Origin of the sequence: Pantoea sp. Taur (assembly GCF_009830025.1) — a bacterium.
Taxonomy (GTDB): domain Bacteria; phylum Pseudomonadota; class Gammaproteobacteria; order Enterobacterales; family Enterobacteriaceae; genus Pantoea; species Pantoea communis.
Genome location: NZ_SZZZ01000003.1, coordinates 388,234 through 409,049, shown reverse-complemented (window position 1 = coordinate 409,049; position 20,816 = coordinate 388,234). Strand labels below are relative to the sequence as shown.

The window sequence follows — 20,816 nt, the reverse complement described above, 5'->3', positions numbered from 1 at the left end:
CTTCGTCTGTAATGTGGTGAACTAAAAGCGCTGCAACGGACGTGATATTAAACGCGTAATAACTGCTGCAGCACTGCCAGATCAGCGGTTGTCTGCAATGCGCTGCTTTGCAGCACCTGTTGCCGTCGCTCGCCCGATTCCTGACGCAGTGCCAGACGCAATTTACCTTCAACGTCCACACCATCGGCCAGCGATTGCTGACGGGTGCGTCGCTGTTGCAGCCGAGTGCCATCGCGCAAGGTAAGAGTGACCAGATGAAAACGTAATGCGGGATTAATGGCATCTGGCGGTGCGGTGTCGTCAGGTACTCGTCTTACTTTGGCTGCCAGTGGCATCACAGCACGGTTAAGATCGCCTTCCGCAAAATCTTCCAGCCGCAGATCGTTATAGATCAGCATTGCGGCAATCACGTATTCCAGACTGAAACGCGCTTCAATCCCATTGGTGGGCGATGTGACGGAAGCGGCAATATCGCCCCCTGGCGGGAAAGCTACGCTGATATCGGTAATGGTATCCAGCAGCGCTTCCAGCGAATTGCCGCTGGCTAACCAGCCATCACGCAGAATGCGCGCGGCTTCCGCTGCGCTATGCGTTCCGGCGCAGGTCGGGAAGGGTTTGTACTCCAGACCAGGTGACACAATGCGCCACGGCTCGCCCCAATGCGCGACCAATTTTTCAGGTTGAGCTGCGCCGTTGCTGCTGGCCGTAAGGAAAGCCTCAACCACGCCATCCTGTTTGCCATCGAAACCGGCCAGCGTCAGCTGGGCTGCAGTAACCGCACGTTCCGCCGCCAGACCCGCGTGGAGCGGTTTGACAGCGGAACCGAACTGCGCACGCAGCCCGCTGGCCTGAGTGGTGGCGATGCCGAGCATGTTGGCCGTTGCGCCGACATCCAGTTTTAATAGACGAGCCAGCGCGGCGGCGGCGGCCAGGGTGCCCAGCGTCGCGGTATTGTGATGACCTAACGCATAATGCTGCTGGCTGGCGGCCAACCCTAGTCGTCCGGCCATTTCCACACCGATGGCATAAGCATCAAGGAAATCATCAATCGCTGCCGCTTGTTGCTGCTGCCAGGCAAACAGCGCAGGCAAAATCACCACGCTGGGATGACCGCGAAAATCAGCGTGGAAATCATCGTAATCCAGCGCGTGAGCGGCGTAACCAAGCAGCAGCGCCTGCGATCGCGGACTACCATCGCCATAAACGGTTCGTAGTGCCGGCAAGCCGCTATCCGGCACCTGACCTTGCAGTACCGGCCAGCTGACGGCGAGAAAATCCTTTACCCCTTCGCGCGCCGCTTCACGTGCAGCGGCATCGGGTTGGCTGTGGATGATTAGCTCAGCGAGGGCAGCGGTTATACTCATTGCGGCGCCACACTGTTCAGTGCCGCTACGGCGAGATTGGCCAGATAGCGTGATGTTGGCAGCAGTACATCATCGTTAATACGAAACGCCGGATGATGCAGCGCATAAGGTTCACCGGTGCCAATCATCATAAAGGCACCCGGCAACTGCTGTTGATAGAAAGCAAAATCTTCACCAATCGGGCTGGCCTCTACCACGCGCGCTTCAAAGCCGCTGGCCGCTGCCTGCTGCAAGGCGAAATCGGCCCAGTGTGCATCATTCACCACCGACGGTGGACCTGCGTGCCAGTTGAATTCGACTTTGGCCGCAAAGGCCGCGCCAATACCCTGCACAATCTCGCGGAAGCGCTGCTCCAGTCGCTCGCGCGTCTCCTGCGAGAACGAACGCACTGTGCCTTCCAACCAGGCGCTGTCCGGGATGACGTTCCAGGTACTGCCGCTGTGAATCTGGGTAATTGAGACCACCGCATTGTCGCCGGAAGGGGCATTACGGCTGATCAGCGTTTGCGCGGCAGAAACGATTTGCGCGGCGATCACAATCGGATCGTTGCCCTGATGCGGCTTCGCAGCGTGGCTACCGGTGCCGATAATTTTGATATCAAAGCGGTCGACGGCGGCGGTCAGTGGGCCGGCTTTGCTGCCAATCACGCCCGGTGGTAATGAAGGATCGTTATGAATGCCGAAAATAGTTATCGCATCCTGCAGTGCGCCGGTAGCAATCACATCCGGCGCGCCCTGGCCGGTCTCTTCAGCGGCCTGGAACAGAATACGTACGCGGCCCGATAAATTCGCTTCCTGCTGTTTCAGCAGAATCGCCGCGCCTAAGGCTGCGGAACTGTGGAAGTCGTGGCCGCACGCGTGCATCACCCCCGGACGTTCTGAACGGAACGTCACATCAGACTGCTCTTCAATAGGCAGTGCATCAATGTCGGAACGCAGCACGATCAATGGCCCATCAACAGGACCTATCTCAGCCACCAATCCGGTTTTCAGCGGAAGATCCAAAACGCGAATCTGGTGCTGATCCAGTTGCTGGCGAATACGCGCGGTGGTTTCAAACTCTTCATTGGAGAGTTCTGGAAAACGGTGTAACTCATGGCGGAAGGCAATCAAATGTTGACCCAATGCGCTCTCATCAAAACTCATTATTTGCTTCCTTGTTGTGCGGCCTGACGTGTCATCCACGCATCATGCGCGCTGTCATCCAGCACTTTCTTCATATATTGGGTGATGTGGCCTTTGCCGAGATCGGTGGTATGCATCAACTGGAAGCCGCGTTTTTTATACATCTCGATCAGCCACGGATGGCTGGTGGCGGTGCCCAGTGACACCGCAGGGGCGCGCAGTTTGCCTAGCAGGATCTCGTGTTCCAGCCGGTCCTGTACCTGGCGGCCATACTGTTTGCCGGGATAATCGGGATGGGCACCGAACCAGCCAATATGCGGCAGACCAAACGGGCCTGGCAGCGGCCCCCACGGATAGCGCACGGTAACGGAGGAAACCATCACACCCTCCGCGTAAAGCGCATAAACGCCGTGGCTTTGCAGGTGACGCAGCGTCTTTTCACGGTCTGCTGTGGCGGCATCAAATTTGATGCCCAGTGCCAGCGTCGGCGCATACGCGGCGTGCATCAGCGCCTGATAGGTTTCAACCTCATCTTCTCTAACCTGACGAAATTCAAGTGACATAACTATCCCCGGAAAACCGCCTGGAAGCGGTAAATTGAATGCAGATTGAGCAGCGCATAGCGGTTGAAACAGCGCAATTTAAAGCGCTAATTCAAAATACCCAGCGTGCTAAGCAACTCAGAATATCAGTAATGCCTTGTGCTTCTATATGTGAAAAATGACTAAGCTAATGCGAATTTGTGAAAATGAAATGGCGGCTTTTCCATTGCTTATATCGCGATTTACCGTAGTATGCATAAATTACATAGCGCTATAACTATTTCGCATTAACCCCATGAAATAAAATAACTTTTCTCGTTATAGCCTTATTCTTAATCAGGGTGACGACGTGTTAGCGATCAAATCTCCGCGTGCTTATGCACATGAAGCTGGCCTGCGTAAGCGTGCCGGTGAATTTATCAAACCTTATGCCACACATATCCGCATCTTCACTTCTCCCAACGCCTGGCAAGCCGTTAATCCGGAATTAAGCCAGAGTTTAGAAGCCAACGGTATCCGCTGGGAGTTGGAGTATCTGCAAGGTGAATGCACTGATGCCGCCATCGAAACGCTGAGAAACAACGTTGAGCAACAGCAAGCCGAGCTGCTGTTTGCCGTGGGCGGTGGGCGCGTACTGGATGCTGCTAAAGCGGTGGGCAGCCAGTTACCCGATCTTAAGGTGATTAACTTCGCTACTTTGGCGGCGACCTGCGCTGCGTGGTCGCCGGTTGCCATCATTTATAACGAGCAGGGCGGCCACGTGCGCAGCCAGCCACTGGGTAAAATGCCGGAGCTGGTGCTGGTGGACAGTGAAGTGATCGCCCGCAGCGATGTACGCTACCTCAAAGCCGGAATTGTGGATGCGCTGGCGAAGTACTACGAATTCGCCCCATACCTGCGCAATAACCCGCACGATCTGGCGCTCGATCTCAAAGTGATGACGGCGCAACGTGCGCTGGATGTTTATCGCCAACTGGGTGAAGCCGCCGTCAGCGCCAATGAAAAACAGCAAGTCACGCCGGAGTTGGTAAAGGTGATTGATGCCAACATCGTACTGGCAGGCCTGGCCAACAGCGTGCGCGATCAACTTCCCACCCCCGGCTTTGCTCATGCCATTCATAACCGTCTCACTCACCAGCCCGAGCTGCATCATTGGCTGCACGGCGAGAAGGTTGGCTACAGCCTGCTGGTGCAATCGCTGATTGAAAACGATGGCGTGCCGGATGCAGAACTGCTGGCACTGCTGCGTCAGTATGCGATGCCACTGACGCTAGCGCCGTTGACTGGCGACCGCGCGGCGGCGATACGCACGATTGCGGAACAAATTAAATTCCCGGCGGCCAGCGCTGAACGTCTGCCGTTCCGCATTCATGCGGATGCGTTAGAACAGGCGCTGCTGGCAACCGAAAACCGTTTCTAACTTTTACTCTTTTATCGACCAGGACAACTTCATGGCTACTGCACAACCACAACGCATCCGCTTGGGCCTCTTCGTACAACCCGTAGGGCAGCACGTCAGCGGCTGGCGTCTCACGGAAAAACTCGGCGATCCCACTGACATTGACTGGCTGATCACCATCGCAAAAAAAGCCGAAGCGGGTAAATTCGATCTGTTCTTCGTCGGTGATGCGCTGGCGACCAGCATGTACCGTTTGCCTTCGACCATGGCACGTCTTGAGCCGCTGACCATGCTGTCGGCGCTGGCGGTGAACACCAAACGCATTGGTCTGGCGGCCACCGCGTCCACCACCTTTAGCGATCCATTCACCATGGCGCGCAGCTTCTCGTCGCTGGATCACATCAGCCGTGGTCGCGCAGCGTGGAACGTGGTGACGTCATTCTCCACCGACGTAGCGCGTAACTTTAGCCGCAACGATATGCCAAACCATGCCGAGCGCTATGCGCGTGCGCGTGAGTTCCTCGAAGTGACCAACAAGCTGTGGGAAGGTTGGGAAGCGGGGGCGGTACAACCGAACAAAGAGACCGGTGAATACTTCGTTAATGACAAAATTAAGTCGATTGATCATGACGGCGAGCACTTCCAGGTGCAGGGTCCGCTGAACATCACGCGTTCTCCGCAGGGACGTCCGGTGATCATCGAAGCCGGTTCATCAGCAGACGGTCAAAAACTGGCGGCCGAAACCGCCGAAGTGATCTTCACCGCTGCCGCCAGTCTGGAAGAGGCGCAAACCTTCTACCGCTCGCAGAAAGATCAGGTGATTGCCGCCGGGCGTAATCCGGATCATGTGGTGATCATGCCGGGCGTGATGCCGATTGTCGGACGTACCCGTGAAGAAGCCAAAGCGCTGTGGAAAGAGCTGAACACGCTGGTGGATATCGAAAACGGTCTGCGTCAGCTATCGCTGCGTTTCAGCATGGATCTGAGCCAGTATCCGCTGGATGGTCCGGTTCCTGAAGTGCCGCTCGGCGAAGGTAATCAGAGCCGCGTCAAGCTGATGACGGATATGGCGAAGCGCGAAAACCTGACCTTGCGTGAGCTGGCCGCCGTGGCAGCCGGTTCGCGTGGCCATCGCGTGATTGTCGGCACCGCAGAAGACATCGCCGATGACTTTGAGCTGTGGCTGAAAGAGGGCGGCGCTGACGGTTTCAATATCATGCCTGCCATCATGTCAGAGCAACTGGATCTGTTCGTCGAGCTGGTGATCCCGGAACTTCGTCGCCGTGGTCTGTTCCGCGACGATTACGAATTCGCCACGCTGCGCGAGAACCTCGGTTTGCCCGCGCTGTAAACCTTTTAGGAGCTGAACATGGTCACCTTATCAAAGCGTGTGCAGTCTGTGTCGCTCTCTGCCAATGCCGCGGCGCGCCAGTTGACGCGCCAGCTGAAAGAGCAGGGCGTAGATATTCTGGATCTCACCACTGGTGAGCCGGATTTTGATACGCCACAGCACATCCGTGATGCTGCCGTTGAAGCTATGAATAATGGTGAGACGCGCTATACGCCGACCAATGGCACCACGCCGCTGCGTAAAGCGGTGCAGGCCAAGCTGGCACGTGAAAATCAGCTGGATTATGCGTTGGGGCAGATTTGTATCGCCAACGGGGCGAAGCAGATCATCTTCAACGCCTTCGCCGCCACCTTGAATGACGGCGATGAGGTGATTGTGCCGGTGCCATACTGGCCGACGTTCCCGGATAGCGTGCGTTTTAACGGCGGCGAAGCTGTGCTGCTGGAGTGCCCGCTGGAGCAAGAGTACAAGCTGCAGCCGCTGCAGCTGGCGCAAGCGATCACCGACAAAACCCGCTGGCTGGTGCTGAATAATCCCGGCAATCCATCCGGTGCGGTGTATAACGCCGCAGAATTAACTGCACTGGCGGCGGTGCTACGTGACCATCCCAACGTATGGATCATGCTGGATGAACTGTATGAACACATTCTGTTTGATGGACGTGAACACGTCAGCTTGTTGCAGGTAGCGCCAGATTTAGCCGAGCGCATTCTGCTGGTGGGCGGCGTATCGAAAACCTATGCCATGACCGGCTGGCGCATCGGCTTTGGTGCCGGTCCGCAAGCGCTGATTGATGCCATGGTGGTGGTGCAGTCGCAGAACAGTTCTGGTGCCAGCGCCATCAGTCAGGCGGCAGCGGTAGCGGCGCTGAACGGCGGCCTGGATTTCCTGCCACCGCAACGTGCGGCCTATCAGGCACGTCGCGATGCGATTATGGCGCAGCTAAGCCCGGTTGAAGGCATTGAGGTGCTGAATCCCGAAGGGGCGTTCTTTATCTTCTGTCGCTGTGCTGGCCTGTTGGGCAAATCGCGTGCTGATGGACGTACGCTGGAAAGCGAACAGGATGTGCTGAATTATCTGCTGGAGAGCGGCGTATCCGGCGTAGCGGGCAGTGCGTATGGCTTGTCACCGTATTTCCGTTTGTCGATTGCCACGGATATTGAAAGCGTGCGCGAAGCCGGAAAACGCATTGCGACGGCCTGTGCAGCGTTGAAATAGGGATTTAATCGGTCGCCAGGATTGGCGACCCTACAATATCCATGCGGATCGTTTAAATCAGAAACTCATCCATCGAACCGCCCGCATCTAATACGGATTTGATCGGTGAAGGTGTACGACCCTGACCAGTCCAGAATTTTTCCTGACCGTTTTCGTCGGTGAACTTATATTTCGCCGGACGTGGAGCGCGTTTCGCTTTCGGTTTGGTTTCGCTCTGGTTTAATTTCGTTAATTCACTAATATCGATGCCATCATTCAGCAGCATCTCTTTATACAGCGCCAGTTTTTCTTCTTTTTCGCGCTGAGCGGCATTATTTGCTTCCGCTTCTTCACGGCGTTCTGCAACCACCACGGCGAACTTTTCCAGCATTTCGTCTAATACCGCAATCTCAACATCACGCGCATGGGCACGCAGCGTACGAAGATTGTTCAATGCTTTGAGTGCATCGCTCATGAATAAACCCTTATAACTTTTATAACGAAGATGAAAGTGGGCATTCTACGTTAATTTTAATCAAATGAAAATATTACCCATAATGCAGAATTGTCCGGAAAATAAGCTTTCAGCAGAGTGGTGTCAATATCGAACAATAAGACATAAAGCAGATATTTCACTCAAGCCAGTCGAGGGTGTAGCCGCGGAAAATAGCGGCTACAAGGGTATAAATATATTCTATAGACTGCGATAAAACGGGAAGCAACCGGTGATCAGTGCGACCACTAATAATACAATTGAGGTGATAAACGACCAACGCAGCGTGAACCGTTGTGTCTGTGCATAATCCAGTTTCAGCATGCCGACCAATAAATAGGTCGAGGCGACCAGTGGGCTAAGAATATGAACCGGTTGACCGACCAGGGCAGCGCGAGCCATTTCAATCGGTTCGATACCATAATGTCCCGCAGCCTGCACCAGCACCGGCAGCATGCCGAAATAGAACACATCGTTCGATACCATCCAGGTGACGGGAATACTGATCAAGGCGGTAATCACCGCAAGGTAAGGACCCAGCGCCGCAGGGATAGTGTGCACAATCGCCTGTGCCAGCGCGTTCGCCATACCGGTTTCAGCAAAAATACCGGTAAACACCGCCGCAGCGAAAATCAAGCCTGCCACGGCAAGAATGGCGGGCGCATGGCGGCCGATCTGCTCCTGCTGCTGGCTGAGTTGCGGATAATTGACGACGAACATGATGGCAGTAGCCAGCATAAACAGGTACGCCATGGGCATGACATCCAGCACCAGGAAGGTCATCAATGCAATGGTCAGCGCCCAGTTAAACCAGAAACGCCAGGCCACGCAGTGTTTCTCTTCGAACTGAAGTACGGCAGGTTCCAGCGGGACATGCGGCTGGAAACCCAGACGTTTGCGTTCACTTCTGCCGAGCATCACCGCGAGGATAAAAGTCCATGCCACGCAGGCCAGCAGCGGAATCAGCAGCGGGACAAACAGAGCAGAGACGTCAGCCTGAACGGCGGCGGCCGCACGCGCCGTGGGTCCACCCCACGGAAACATATTGCCCAGCCCGGTGCACTGTAATAGCAGAGCGGCAACGCTGAGCTTTGATAATCCGATGCGTTCATATATCGGCATAAACGCGGAAAGCACGATCATATATACGGTCGCGCCATCACCATCCAGGGCAACAATAAAGCCAAGCAGTGCGGTGCCGACAAATATTTTCACCGGATCGCCATCGACTGCAGAAACGATTCTTTTAATAATCGGATCAAACATCCCGGCATCCGTTACGCTCATAAAATAGAGCATCGCGAATATCAACATGACGCCAGTGGGCGCAACGGTACGCAATCCTTTGATCACCATGGCACCCATATCCGTGCCATGGCCAGATAACAGTGCGAATAGCGTAGGGATAAGGATTAATGCAGTCAGAGCGGAAAGCTTTTTGCTCATTAATAAGCCAATAAAGCAGATTATCATAAGCAGACTGATGATCAGCAGCATGACGAGGGTTCCTGTCCAGAGGGATAGAGCACGTTTGTGGGTAGCAAACGCAACGTGTTCGGAATAAATAAAAAACAGCGAATGATTATTTATTGTTCAAATTAACCTTCTGCAACCTCGTCTATCTGGCAATATTATCCAGCGTTTTTTTCGGCAGGCACAAGGTTAGGTATACGCGAAAGTTGTGCGTAACCTCTTAGTTTTAATAAATTTAAAATAGCGAACGGTGATGATTTATCTGAGTGTTATTTCCACCTGTTTATCAATAGAGAGATCGTTGAATAAGCGCGGCGTTACTACCGCGCTAAATAGCTTTAATCGGCACGTTATGGCTTATTGATGATCCCGCGGCGAAGGCTTAATCGGTAACGGCAGACGGTACAGCTTCACCGGATATTCCACGGTTGACGGTTTACCGCCGGTGGTCGCGGGCGTGCGATTGATCTGTCCGGACGGCATCCACAGTGCGCCGTTGGATACCCACATCGCGTCAATCCATACCAGTCGTGGATCCTGCACCACGGTGGTCACTTTGCCATCGGGCGCAATACGTTTAATGCTGCGGGTATTGATATCCGAAGCGTAAATGTTGCCCTCGGCATCAATGGCTGTTCCGCCGGTGCTCCAGGTTTCGCGTACTTTCTCCGCATGCTTCGCCACTTCTGCAGCCGATAGGGCACTGTCGTTCAGATAACGGGTTTCAATGCGAGCCAGCGGCCCCGGGATCGCCTGGTAATAGAGCCATTTGCCATCCGGCGAAACTTCCAGCTGATCGAGACCCACGCGTTTTTCACGGCCATCGCGCAGAATCAACTTCTTGCCATCTGCATAAATCGGCTGATGATCAATCGAGAGAGGGTGGTTATCCAGCACCCGCCAGCTTTTGCCACTTTTCAGGTTCAGCACCACTAATCCCACCGCACCCGGATCGGTGATATAGGCAAAATCGCCATTAAAACGCACATCATCCAGATAGCTGGTGGGTTGCAGCGTCGGTGCCTTGAACACATAGCTGTTCAACACTTTGCCAGTGGCCAGACTAATGTGGACCAGCTTAGCGCCACCGGGCACGGCCTGATCGCCAGTACCAATTCCTTTATTGCCCGAATCCATCACCCACAGATTGCCATCTGGGCCGATACGCAACGCATTCACGTGGTAGAAATGATGCTCCGGATCGTTAGCGTTCCACTGGTTCCAGCTGTCATCGGGAAACGCTCTCAGCTGATTGTTGATCACTTCTGTCAGTTGCAGACCCGTCCCTTCCGATTGTGTTAACGAGGCGAACAGACGGTTGTCATGACTGACGGTAATGCCATTCCACACGCGTGGTGAGGTGGCGACCTGCTCCAGACGACTGTCCTGTTGCGTTGGCAACGTCACGGGCAGCGTGTCTTGTGCCAAAACCTGGGCGCTGCTGGCCAAAGCGATCATCGCGACCAGTGCTTTCAGTGAATGTTTCATCCTTTACTCCCTTGTTAAGCGCCACAAGGTGACGCGAACAGCGTGTTGCTCTGTTGTTAATGTCATTCCATCCTGGCAGCGTAGAGTGATAAATTATATTCTCTGAATTTTATCAATTGATTCCTGGTGGGAATGAATGGAACTGAAAGATCTGCATTATCTGCTGGCGGTGAAGGAAACAGGACATCTGGGTAAAGCGTCGCAATCCCTTGGTATCACTCAGCCCGCTTTAACCAAATGTCTGCAACGTCTGGAGAAGTTTTACGCCACGCGGTTAATTCTCAAGGTGGGGCGTGGGATGCAACTCACCGAAGCGGGACTACTACTTTGTGAACGTGCTCAAAAAGTCGTGCACATGATGCAGGTCACCCGACAGGATTTACAGGCGCTGGGTGCGGGAACGGCGGGTGTAATCCGGTTGGGCGTGGCGGCCACGGCAGCGGAATTTATGCTGCCAGTACTGAGTAAAGACCTGTTGCACAAAGCCCCAACCGCCAGACTCGAAGTGACGGTCGGGATGAATGATTTGCTGCAAAAGTTACTGCGTGAGAACAAGGTCGATCTGATTCTTGGTTTTCTGCCACAGGGGAACAGCGAGTTTATTACCCGTCCGCTGATTGAGGATCCGGTGGTGATTGCCGCCAGCCGTCACCATCCGCTGGCGAACATTCATCCGACGCCTGAACAGCTTGATGAATATAACTGGTTGTTACCTTCCGATAACGTTGCGACGCGTCAGTGGCTGGAACAACGCTTGCGCAGCGGTGGCTATGCGGCGCCGCGTGCGCAAATGGAAAGTAATACGCTGTCCCCGCTGCGCGCCGTACTGGCGCAAACCCAGTTGTTGAGTTTTCTTTCCCGCCGCTTATTAAAAGGTGAGGGCGGTGAGTTGATTGAAATTCCGCTGCCACTGGTCATGATGCCGCGTACCTTTGGCTGGCAATTCCGCTCTCTCAGTGAGCTTTCCCCCGCGTCACGTCTTCTGGTGGATTTGGCGGAAAAACGCTGGCCCTGGTGATCCGTTGAATACCATCACGACGAGAACCTGTGATTTATCACAGGTTTGCTCCAATAATCTGCGTGATAATGTCCGAAAATAACCCACCTGTATTATTAATCATTGAAGAATAAGGAAATATCCAAATGTAAAATTGCCGGATAACCGGTAACAATTTCTTGCAATAGTAATCTTAATGCGTATATTTCTCATTTGCTTTCTTAACGGCATCTTTACGGTCGTTCTGTTTGTGCCAGGACGGCACGGTCGGGAAATACCTCATCCTGATATCCCTTTTCAGCACGTTATTTATGGCTGGATCTAACAGACGTCAGCAGCTATGCCGCCAACACAAAATAACGATAAGTTGATTGAGGAATATTATGTCTTTCAAAGAAAAGCGCGTCAGGGAATCTGGCCGTGCGCCGCAACGTGCCTTGCGTGTCTCTCTGCTGGCTATGATGGTGGCGTCAGGTATTGCCCAGGCCGCTGATAGTAGCAACACAGAACAAACTCTGACTGTGGATGCCAGCGCCAGCAGCGATGCGCAAGAGCAGGCAGCAAAAGATTACAGCGTCCCGGTCACCCGTGCCGGTACCAAAATGGCATTGACCGCGCGTGATATTCCGCAATCGGTCAGCATTGTCAGCAAGCAACGCATGCAGGACCAGCAACTGCAATCCCTGAATGACGTCCTGTCGAATACCACAGGTATCAAAGGCGTCAGCGGCGACATGGATCGCACGAACTATTATTCGCGCGGTTTTATCATCGATAACTACATGATCGACGGCATTCCAACGGCGTTTGCTTCGCGCTGGAACTTGGGGGATGCCCAAACCGATATGGCGCTGTATGAGCGCGTTGAAGTGGTGCGTGGTGCAACGGGCCTGCTGACTGGCCCAGGTAACCCGTCTGCTGCGATTAACATGGTGCGTAAGCACGCCGACAGCAAAGAGTTTACCGGCAACCTGGAAGCGAGCTACGGCAGTTGGGATAAGCAACGTTACGTCGCCGATCTTTCCGCGCCTCTTTCGCCTGAAGGCAACGTGCGTGGTCGCGTGGTGGCGGGTTACGAAGATAAAAACAGCTTTATCGAGCGTTATGGCTTCGAGAAGAAATTCATCTACGGTGTGGTGGATGCTGACCTGACCGATAAAACCAAGCTGTCTGTGGGCTATGAGTTCACGCAGGTGAATACCGACTCGCCGATGTGGGGTGGTTCACCGCGTTGGTATACTGATGGTTCTCAGGTGAAATTGCGTCGCGGCTATAACACCTCAACGGATTGGGCGTATAACGACAAAGAAAACAAAAAAGTCTTTATTAACCTGCAGCAGAACTTCGATAACGGCTGGAACATCACGCTTAACGGCACGCATAACGAAATGTTCCTCGACAGTAAGCAGCTGTATATCGACGGCTATGTGAATAAAGATTCTGGTCTGCTGGTTAACCAGTACGATCCTTCCTATGCCTATGATGCGGTTGGCGGGACGGGTTATAACACCGGTAAACGCAAAGTGGATTCCGTCGATGCGTTTGCCAGTGGTCCATACGAAATGTTTGGCCGTCAGCATGAGTTGATGTTCGGTGTGAACTACAGCCGTCAGGACAACAAGTATTACAGCGCCTGGACCAACATTTCACCTGACCAGTTGGGTAATTTCTACGACTACAATGGGAACTATCCTGAGTCCGACTGGAACCCTCGTACCCCAGCGTCTGATACGCAACTGGTGCGTCAGAAATCGGCCTACCTTGCCACTCGCATTACTTTAGCCGATCCGCTGCATGCCATTTTAGGCGCACGTTACACCAACTGGAATCGCCAAGGTTTAACCACCCGGCAGGAAGAAAACAACATCACGCCATACGGTGGTTTGATTTGGGACTTCTATGATAACTGGTCAGCCTACGCCAGTTACACTTCGGTGTTCCAGCCACAGGATAGCCAGGATGCCTCCGGCCAGTTCCTGAATCCTGTCATTGGTAAAAACTACGAAGCGGGTGTGAAATCTGACTGGCTGAACAGCCGTCTGACCACCTCGGTGTCGATATTCCGCACTGAACTGGATAACGCGCCAGTGAGCACCGGAACGTACACGGCTTCAGGCAACGAAATCTTTGAAGGTAAGAATGGCGTGGTGAGCCGTGGTGTCGAGTTCGAAGTGAACGGTGCGCTGACAGACAACTGGCAGATGACCTTCGGCGGTACCACTTATGTGGCTGAAGATCGTGATGGTGAGAACTACAACTCACAGCTGCCACGCACCTCGTTTAACCTGTTCACCAGCTATCGTCTGCCGATGCTGGATCAGCTGACGCTGGGTGGTGGAGTCAACTGGCAGTCGAAGACCTACAAAGATATTACCGGTCCGGAAGGTGTGGGCACATGGCGTGCACGTCAGGGCAGCTATGCGCTGGTGGATCTGTTCGCGCGCTACGACGTGACCAAAAACGTCACCCTGCAGGCCAACCTGAACAACCTGTTCGACAAAGAGTATGACGAAAACGTCGGTAACGGCGGTATCGTTTACGGTACGCCGCGCAACTTCTCAGTTACCGCGTCTTATCGTTTCTGATTTCAACCAACCGGGCACGCAGCGATGCGTGCTCTGCCAGTATTCACGCGGGTGTTTGTGAGTTAATGGCAGGGGCGGCAAGGATGCCGGCCCGGCGTTCTTCACATCAGACTTGATAAATTCTCAACATCCCGCCGCAATATAATCCCCGTTTGCACTGATCGGCACCACGGTTAAAAACAGCACCAGCGCAAATAAGATCAGCAAAGCGCCTCCGGCAATACGTACCATCCCCAGTATTTGCTGCGTGCGTGGCGATGACTCAGCCAACCATAATTCTCCCGCGCGATGGCGAAAATGGCGTACAAACAGGGCCAGCGCGACCAGTGCCATACCGGTGCCGAGTGCCATGGTCATCACCGCAAACATGCCCCAACGGGTAATACCAATCACGCTAGCAAACAGCAGCACCGTGAGTGCGCCGCTGCAAGGGCGTACACCCGTGGCAATAATAATGCCGATCCACGCTTTCCAGTTATCCACTGATTCCGTAGTTATGCCGTGATGGTGGCCGCAGCCGTTATGATGCTGCTCATGCTCATGCTCATGCTCATGCTCATGCTCATGCTCATGCTCATGCTCATGCTCATGCTCATGCTCATGCTCATGTTGGTGCAGATGCTTATTGCGGGCTCGCCAGGCTTGCACCATCATCATCACGCCCAGCGCGGCGATAAACAGCGCGCTGGCTTTTTCCAGATACCAGCGACTGGTGCTGAGATCGCCGGTCGTCAGGTTAAAGCCAACGGCCAGGCTAAACACAAAGGCGATGGCGCTAAGGCCCTGCACCAGGCTGCCAAGAAACGGCACGGTGAGGGCGACACCACGCGGCGGTTGATGAGTGGTAAGCCAGGTGGTAACGATAAATTTGCCATGGCCGGGGCCAACCGCGTGCAAAATGCCATAAATAAAAGTCACGCCGATCAACCACAACCCCGCGCTGTATTGCCCGCTATTGATTTGCAGCAGATGCGTCACCAGCAGGCGGTGGAGTTGGATCTGCGTTTGCAGTGACCAGGCGAGAAAATCCGTCCAGTGGGAAAACAGCACGGCGAGCGCGGCAAAAATTGCCAGCGCTGCAAGGGTAAATCCGGTTTTGGAGGTCATCATCACTATCGACTGTCATGGCGCTAAAAATGACTAGCATGCGCCATCACACCACGAAGTAAAGCGGGATAGTGATCTTAGGCGATGGAACGCTTAAACAGCAGTGGAAAACAGTAATTCACGCAACCAGCGGTGTCCGGCATCGCGGTGCGTGCGTTCATGCCAGACCACGATTTTGTTGAACCCCTGGATTGCTAACGGAGGAGGCAAGACCTTCAAACCAGGTAAATCGTGCGTTAAGCGACGTGGCACCACGCTGATCAAATCACTGACGCGTAAGATCTCAGGTAAGACTAAAAAACTGCATACCGAAAGTGTCACACGTCGTGAACGTCCAATCGAGGCTAACGCCTCATCCGTCACGCCCTTGAAGTTGCCTCCCAAGTAGGAAACTAAGGCGTGGTCCTGTGCGCAGAAACTGTCGAGCGTTAAATCTTTCTGCGCAGACAGCGGGTGGTCCTCGCGCATGAGACACACATACTCTTCATCGTACAGCGAGCGGGCGTGCAGATCGGGTGGGGCACTGTCTGGCGTGATCAACGCGATATCGATGTCACCTCGTTCAAACTGCGCAGATAACTGCTCGTTGTTAACGGGCAATACCGCCACGCGGATACCCGGTGCCTGCACTCGTAATGCGGCCATAAAAGGCACAATGACCGCACGGAGAGCATAATCGGTGGCCGCGATTTTGATGGTCATTTCGGCGGTCGCAGCGTCAAAGGCTTTGGGCTGCAACAGTTCTGACACTTCCGCCAGTATGGCCTTCACGGGCTGAGCCAACTCCAGTGCCCGCATCGTTGGGACAACGCCGCGCTGCACCCGCGTGAACAGCGGATCATCAAAACACTCTCTCAGACGCGTTAGCATGCCGCTGACTGCGGGTTGCGTCAGGGCTAAACGCTCAGCCGCGCGGGTGACGCTGCGCTCATCCAGTAAGGCATCCAGCGCTTTGAGCAAATTGAGGTCGAGGTTGCGGATATCGGTTTTCATCATCTTCCGGCGATGGCGAGGCAATGCTTCATCTTACGCTGCCTCCAGATATCACGAAAACGTATATTAAAAATAAATAATGGCAATTGGTCTTATTTCATAGGGAGTCAGATACTTCACCTACGATTTATCCACGGTGAGACGAATGAAATGAAAATGAACGCGATTAACTGGCCAGAGGGATTTGTACCGGGCTTTAGCGATAACTACTGTTCCAACGAAGTGATCGTTGCAGGTTTGAGTACCCAGGATATCTGGCCGCTGTTGAACACGCCGTCACTCTGGCCGACTTATTATCAGAACTCGGCGAATGCGCGTTTCTATGACAACAAAGGCCCCGAACTGGCGCAGGGCGTCCGCTTCTATTTTGAAACCTTTGGCTTCCCGGTGGAAGCGCAGGTCACCGAGTACGTAGCACCCGAAGCGGGTGAAGCCGCCCGTGTTTCCTGGCACGGCTGGGCGGGCGAGGTGGGTAGCGAGGACCGTTTAGATGTTCTGCATGCCTGGCTGATTGAAGATCTCTCTGACAATCGCGTGCGCATCCTGACCCAGGAAACGCAAAACGGCAAACCGGCGGTTGAGCTGGCGAGCGCGAAACCCAATCCGATGATCAACGGTCATCAGGATTGGCTGGATGGACTGGTCGCGGCTGCGAAAGCGCGCAAATAATCCCTATATTTTCGCTTCACGCCGGTTCAGTGCTTGCTGTGCGCGTGTTTAAAGTGATCAATCCGCCAGCGCCTTATGCGCACTGGGCAGAACGCTATCAGGTAAGCGAAGGATAATCACTCACGGATAAAACGCAGCCTGGCACCGATAAACAAATGCCGGTGGCAGGTTGCGCATCACGCGTGTGCGCGTCCAGTAAAAATGCTGTGACAAGAGGGGTTCCGACAGCGACGTATATTGAAATTGCACAAACACGCCACCGGGAGTCAGCGCGCGGCTGATTTGCATTAAAATCCTTTCACGCAGCGCCTGCGGCAGGGATAGCAGCGGTAACCCCGAGAAAATCGCATCGTAGCCTGTGTCGAGTGTTTCTGCGGAATCCGCGTGTACCGTCAAACGGAGATCGTTGAACGCATTGAGTTTATGGGCTAGATGCGGATTGATTTCATATGCCGCCAGCGTTGCATCGGCTCTCATGCTATGTAGTAAATGACGCGTCAGCACACCATCGCCAGCGCCGAGTTCCGCAATCCGTTGCGTCTGCTGCCAATCTACGGCTTCAGACATGGTGCGACACAGCGCAGAAGAGGAAGGTGCGATAGAACCAAAAGCGCGCGGGTTGGCGAAAAATGCCTGTAAATAGCGGGTTTTTTCTTTAAGTAATGAATACGTCGTTGTGATCACGATTATTACCTCCGGGTTATTGGAGGTGATTCAACCATCAATTTCTTAAGCAAAGCTTAAAGCCGTATTCTTTTATGCCCAGATGACAAACTTGTCATGATAAAGAAATATCCTGGTATAAGTTCAGTTAAATCTCCCTCATTGCAAGGATTCTGAGCCTTTTAATTGGGTTTCCATAAAATCAGTCACATGGTGCATCCAGCATCGCATACCAAACAGATCCAGGATTAATCCGCTCCAAACCAGCGCCACACAAACCAGTAGAGCTAAAGCGACATAATAAGGGAATGCTGACATAAATCCGTCCTGGACATTAAAACATGCATGGCGCGACAGTATTCTATAAATGGAGCACGCCAGCAACCTAAATAGAATTTTTCGCCAGGCTTACACAACGCGATAAGAATTTCTGGTTAATTTGTGTAATACAGGTGCGTTAATTTCCCCCCACCGCAGATGCGCAGTAGGGGGACAATTTATTTAAGGGAAGGGTTAGCTTTTAGCGAAAATCCACAGATCCTCTTTCGGCAGTGAGACGCGGAAGCGCTGATTCCCGCGGAACTCCTTGCCATACGCGCGCAGCGCAAAATCATCCCCTTCGGTGCGGAACAGGTATTCCCAGCGATCGCCTAAATACATACTGGTGAGCAAGGGCAGCTCAAGTGCGTTGTCATCAGCGGTGTCAGCGATATTCATACGTTCGACGCGAATCACCGCTGTCCCATCCTGTCCAACCCGCACATCGCCACTCGGTTTACCCCATAGCGCCCATTTTGCCCCGGCAATGCGCGCCCGGCCGCCTTCAACGTGGGTGATTTTGCCGTGCAGACGGTTATTGCTACCCATAAACTCAGCGGCAAACAGCGTTGAGGGCTGGCTGTACATCTCTTGCGGTGTGCCTTGCTGTTCGATCACGCCGTTATTCAGCAACAGAATACGGTCAGAGATCGCCATGGCTTCGTTCTGGTCATGCGTCACCATTAAGGCAGACAGTCCGAGACGAATAATCAGCTCACGCAAGAACACGCGCGCCTCTTCACGCAGTTTGGCATCGAGGTTAGAGAGCGGCTCATCCAGCAAAATCACGGGCGGGTTGTAGACCAGCGCACGACCAATCGCCACGCGCTGCTGCTGACCGCCGGAAAGCTGATGCGGGTGGCGTTTGCCAAGATGCCCGAGCCCCAGTTGATCCAACACCGCCTGAACGCGTTGATTAATCTCTGCTGTGGCCACTTTGCGCAACTTGAGCGGGTAGGCCACGTTCTCAAATACGGTTTTGTGCGGCCACAGCGCGTAGGACTGAAAAACCAGGCCGAGATTGCGCTCTTCAGCTGGGATTTCACTTTTCGGCGTGCCATCAAACACCACATTTTTGCCGATAGTAATGCGCCCCTGTGACGGTTTTTCCAGACCAGCCACGGCACGCAATAAGGTGGTTTTGCCGCTGCCGGATGGGCCCAGCAGTGAAACCACTTCGCCTTTCTTCAACTGCATCGATACGCCTCTCAATACAGGATTATCGCCGTACATCAGATGCAAGTTATCTACCGATAATTCAATCATGTAATTTCACTCCAAAGCGTAACGCGATGCCGAGGCCGATCACCACCAGCACGATATTAATCAGGGAGAGCGCAGCCACGATATCAATGGCGCCCGCTGACCACAGTGAGACCAGCATTGAACCGATGGTTTCGGTGCCGGGTGACAGCAGATACACACCGGTTGAGTATTCGCGCTCAAAAATCAGGAACATCAGCAACCATGAGCCAATCAGGCCGTGGCGAGACAGCGGTACGGTCACGTGACGCGTGGTTTGTCCCGGGGTGGCACCCACGCTGCGTGCAGCTTCTTCCAGTTCCGGGCCGACCTGCAACAGCGTTGAAGAGATCAGGCGCAAGCCATAAGCCATCCACACCACGGTGTAAGCCAGCCAGACGCTAAAGATGGTTTGACGCAACGAGCGGAGCCAAACAATAAAGTTTTCGCGCAGCCAGTCAGCAACCAGCAGGCTGGAGAGCCAGCCGTTTTTCAGGGACTGATCGAGCCACATCGGAATGAACAGGAACACCCAGAGAAAAGCCAGACCGGCTAACAGACCCGGCACGGCACGCGGCACCAGCACGCTGTAATCCAGGAAACGTGTAACCTGATCCTGCTTGCGATGCATGGCGATGCCGACAAACAAATAACAGATCACCGCCACCGCGCCACCGATCACCCCAATCAGCATCGAGTTGACGATGGCACGCAAAAGATTGGGTTGATCCCAGATACTGCGGAAGGTCGCGAAGGATATTTCATCCCACAGTGAGACGCCGACGCCCCAATGCGAGATGAACGCACGCATCACCACGCCCAGTAGTGGCACGCCGATGGTGATGGTCAGCCAGGCCAACACCACCGCACCGGCAATCCAGCGCCATTTGCCCAGAGGCAGGGCGCGCGCTTGTGACGCTTTGCCTTTCATGGTGACAAAACGGTTGGTGGTGCGCATCAGCCAGCGCTGCAGCATCACCAGCGGCACGGTAAAGCAGATCAGCACCACGGCAACAGCGGCCATCAGGTGGTAAGAAGGGGTGCCGAGCTTGTTAGTCAGCTTATACAGATAGGTGGCGAGCACCATGTTGCCTTCCGGATCGCCCAATACCAGCATCAGGCCGAACACCTCTAATCCCAGGAAGAATAGCAGCACACAGGCATACAGAATCGAAGGGCGCACCATCGGCAGGCTGACCGAAGTCATTACCTGCAACGGTGAAGCGCCGACTGTGCGCGCGGCTTCCTCTACATCGGAGCTGACGCTGCGCAGTGCCGATGAAATATAGAGATAGGCGTGTGGCACGTGAGTGAGTCCGGCGATCACCACGATGCTGGTCATCGAATAGATATTCCACGGCACCACGCCAAACAGTTGATTCGCCCATTGAGACAAGAATCCCACCGGCCCGGCGGCAACCACATAGCCAAAGGCCAATACCATCGGTGACACAAAGATCGGCACCAGAATCAACGGCTCAATCAGGCGGCGTCCTGGCAGGTTGGTTCTGACCATCAGGAAGGCCAAAATACCGCCGAGTGGAATAGCAATGATCACCAGACCAAACGCCAGAATAAAGCCCGACTCCAGCGCCTTATAAAAATCAGGATCGGAGAAAATAAATCCAAAAGAACCGAGAGTCAGCTCTTTCTTTTTGGCAAAGAATGGCGCGGAGAGAAAACTCTGCACCACAATAAACATCAGCGGTACGTAAATAACCAATGCCGTGATCAGAACAATCAATGCACGTGGCAAACTCTGCCACTTTTTCAGTAACCTGCTCATATGCCAACCCTATCAAACACCGGAG

18 protein-coding genes are annotated in these 20,816 nt (G+C 53.9%); 6 read left to right on the top strand and 12 right to left on the bottom strand.

Features of this window, described 5'->3' with window-relative positions; translation table 11 throughout:
* Positions 1-47: 47 nt before the first annotated feature.
* Genes FD744_RS06525 through FD744_RS06515 form a run of 3 tightly spaced genes read right to left on the bottom strand, consistent with a single transcriptional unit; the run spans position 48 to position 3,051 of the window.
* Complete coding sequence (locus tag FD744_RS06525; RefSeq protein WP_160867756.1) at positions 48-1,364, bottom strand: MmgE/PrpD family protein; 1,317 nt, start codon at positions 1,362-1,364, stop codon at positions 48-50.
* Complete coding sequence (locus FD744_RS06520) at positions 1,361-2,509, bottom strand: amidohydrolase (protein ID WP_160867755.1); 1,149 nt, start codon at positions 2,507-2,509, stop codon at positions 1,361-1,363. Before FD744_RS06520 ends, FD744_RS06525 begins: the two co-directional genes overlap by 4 nt.
* Positions 2,509-3,051, bottom strand: a complete 543-nt coding sequence (locus FD744_RS06515) for a GNAT family N-acetyltransferase (protein ID WP_160867754.1) — start codon at positions 3,049-3,051, stop codon at positions 2,509-2,511. The genes FD744_RS06520 and FD744_RS06515 overlap by 1 nt, the downstream gene beginning before the upstream one ends.
* 328 nt (positions 3,052-3,379) lie before the next feature.
* Here FD744_RS06515 and FD744_RS06510 point away from each other — a divergent pair, with 328 nt between their 5' ends.
* The 3 genes from FD744_RS06510 to FD744_RS06500 are packed head-to-tail and all read left to right on the top strand — an operon-like array spanning position 3,380 to position 6,998.
* The gene (locus FD744_RS06510; protein WP_160867753.1) at positions 3,380-4,450 is read left to right on the top strand and encodes an iron-containing alcohol dehydrogenase family protein; all 1,071 of its coding nucleotides are present in this window, start codon (positions 3,380-3,382) and stop codon (positions 4,448-4,450) included.
* Positions 4,451-4,481: 31 nt separating this feature from the next.
* A complete protein-coding gene (locus FD744_RS06505; protein WP_160867752.1) occupies positions 4,482-5,780 on the top strand; it encodes an LLM class flavin-dependent oxidoreductase in 1,299 nt (432 codons plus the stop codon).
* A gap of 18 nt (positions 5,781-5,798) precedes the next feature.
* Positions 5,799-6,998, top strand: a complete 1,200-nt coding sequence (locus FD744_RS06500; RefSeq protein ID WP_160867751.1) for an aminotransferase class I/II-fold pyridoxal phosphate-dependent enzyme — start codon at positions 5,799-5,801, stop codon at positions 6,996-6,998.
* 52 nt (positions 6,999-7,050) lie between these two features.
* Here the strand turns inward: FD744_RS06500 and FD744_RS06495 are convergent, their stop codons facing one another.
* The 3 genes from FD744_RS06495 to FD744_RS06485 form a co-directional block, all read right to left on the bottom strand.
* Positions 7,051-7,452 carry an H-NS family nucleoid-associated regulatory protein gene (locus FD744_RS06495; protein ID WP_097117820.1) on the bottom strand — a complete coding sequence of 134 codons (402 nt, stop codon included), beginning with the start codon at positions 7,450-7,452 and terminating at the stop codon, positions 7,051-7,053.
* A 219-nt stretch (positions 7,453-7,671) separates the two neighbouring features.
* On the bottom strand, positions 7,672-8,967 hold the full coding sequence (locus tag FD744_RS06490; RefSeq protein ID WP_160867750.1) for a CitMHS family transporter: 1,296 nt from the start codon (positions 8,965-8,967) through the stop codon (positions 7,672-7,674).
* Positions 8,968-9,300: 333 nt separating this feature from the next.
* Positions 9,301-10,431, bottom strand: a complete 1,131-nt coding sequence (locus FD744_RS06485) for an L-dopachrome tautomerase-related protein (RefSeq protein WP_160867749.1) — start codon at positions 10,429-10,431, stop codon at positions 9,301-9,303.
* A gap of 136 nt (positions 10,432-10,567) precedes the next feature.
* On the opposite strand from FD744_RS06485, the gene FD744_RS06480 reads away from it, so the two are divergent.
* The gene (locus tag FD744_RS06480) at positions 10,568-11,449 is read left to right on the top strand and encodes a LysR family transcriptional regulator (protein ID WP_160867748.1); all 882 of its coding nucleotides are present in this window, start codon (positions 10,568-10,570) and stop codon (positions 11,447-11,449) included.
* A 362-nt stretch (positions 11,450-11,811) separates the two neighbouring features.
* Positions 11,812-14,013 (top strand): ferric-rhodotorulic acid/ferric-coprogen receptor FhuE, encoded by a 2,202-nt coding sequence (fhuE, locus tag FD744_RS06475; protein WP_160867747.1) that lies wholly within the window; start codon positions 11,812-11,814, stop codon positions 14,011-14,013.
* Between the two features lie 123 nt (positions 14,014-14,136).
* Here the strand turns inward: fhuE and FD744_RS06470 are convergent, their stop codons facing one another.
* Together FD744_RS06470 and FD744_RS06465 are read right to left on the bottom strand one after the other, a co-directional pair.
* Complete coding sequence (locus FD744_RS06470; RefSeq protein WP_160867746.1) at positions 14,137-15,123, bottom strand: nickel/cobalt transporter; 987 nt, start codon at positions 15,121-15,123, stop codon at positions 14,137-14,139.
* Positions 15,124-15,213: 90 nt separating this feature from the next.
* Positions 15,214-16,113 carry a LysR family transcriptional regulator gene (locus FD744_RS06465; protein ID WP_160867745.1) on the bottom strand — a complete coding sequence of 300 codons (900 nt, stop codon included), beginning with the start codon at positions 16,111-16,113 and terminating at the stop codon, positions 15,214-15,216.
* 156 nt (positions 16,114-16,269) lie between these two features.
* Between FD744_RS06465 and FD744_RS06460 the strand changes: the two genes are divergently transcribed.
* Entirely contained in the window at positions 16,270-16,782 is a 513-nt protein-coding gene (locus tag FD744_RS06460) for an SRPBCC domain-containing protein (protein ID WP_160867744.1), read from the top strand.
* 120 nt (positions 16,783-16,902) lie between these two features.
* Here the strand turns inward: FD744_RS06460 and FD744_RS06455 are convergent, their stop codons facing one another.
* From FD744_RS06455 to FD744_RS06440, 4 genes are all read right to left on the bottom strand, one after another.
* On the bottom strand, positions 16,903-17,466 hold the full coding sequence (locus FD744_RS06455; RefSeq protein ID WP_160867743.1) for a methyltransferase domain-containing protein: 564 nt from the start codon (positions 17,464-17,466) through the stop codon (positions 16,903-16,905).
* Positions 17,467-17,604: 138 nt separating this feature from the next.
* A complete protein-coding gene (locus FD744_RS06450) occupies positions 17,605-17,763 on the bottom strand; it encodes a hypothetical protein (protein ID WP_160867742.1) in 159 nt (52 codons plus the stop codon).
* A 195-nt stretch (positions 17,764-17,958) separates the two neighbouring features.
* A complete protein-coding gene (locus FD744_RS06445) occupies positions 17,959-19,029 on the bottom strand; it encodes an ABC transporter ATP-binding protein (RefSeq protein ID WP_160867741.1) in 1,071 nt (356 codons plus the stop codon).
* Positions 19,022-20,791 carry an iron ABC transporter permease gene (locus FD744_RS06440; RefSeq protein WP_160867740.1) on the bottom strand — a complete coding sequence of 590 codons (1,770 nt, stop codon included), beginning with the start codon at positions 20,789-20,791 and terminating at the stop codon, positions 19,022-19,024. Before FD744_RS06440 ends, FD744_RS06445 begins: the two co-directional genes overlap by 8 nt.
* Between the last annotated feature and the right edge of the window lie 25 nt (positions 20,792-20,816).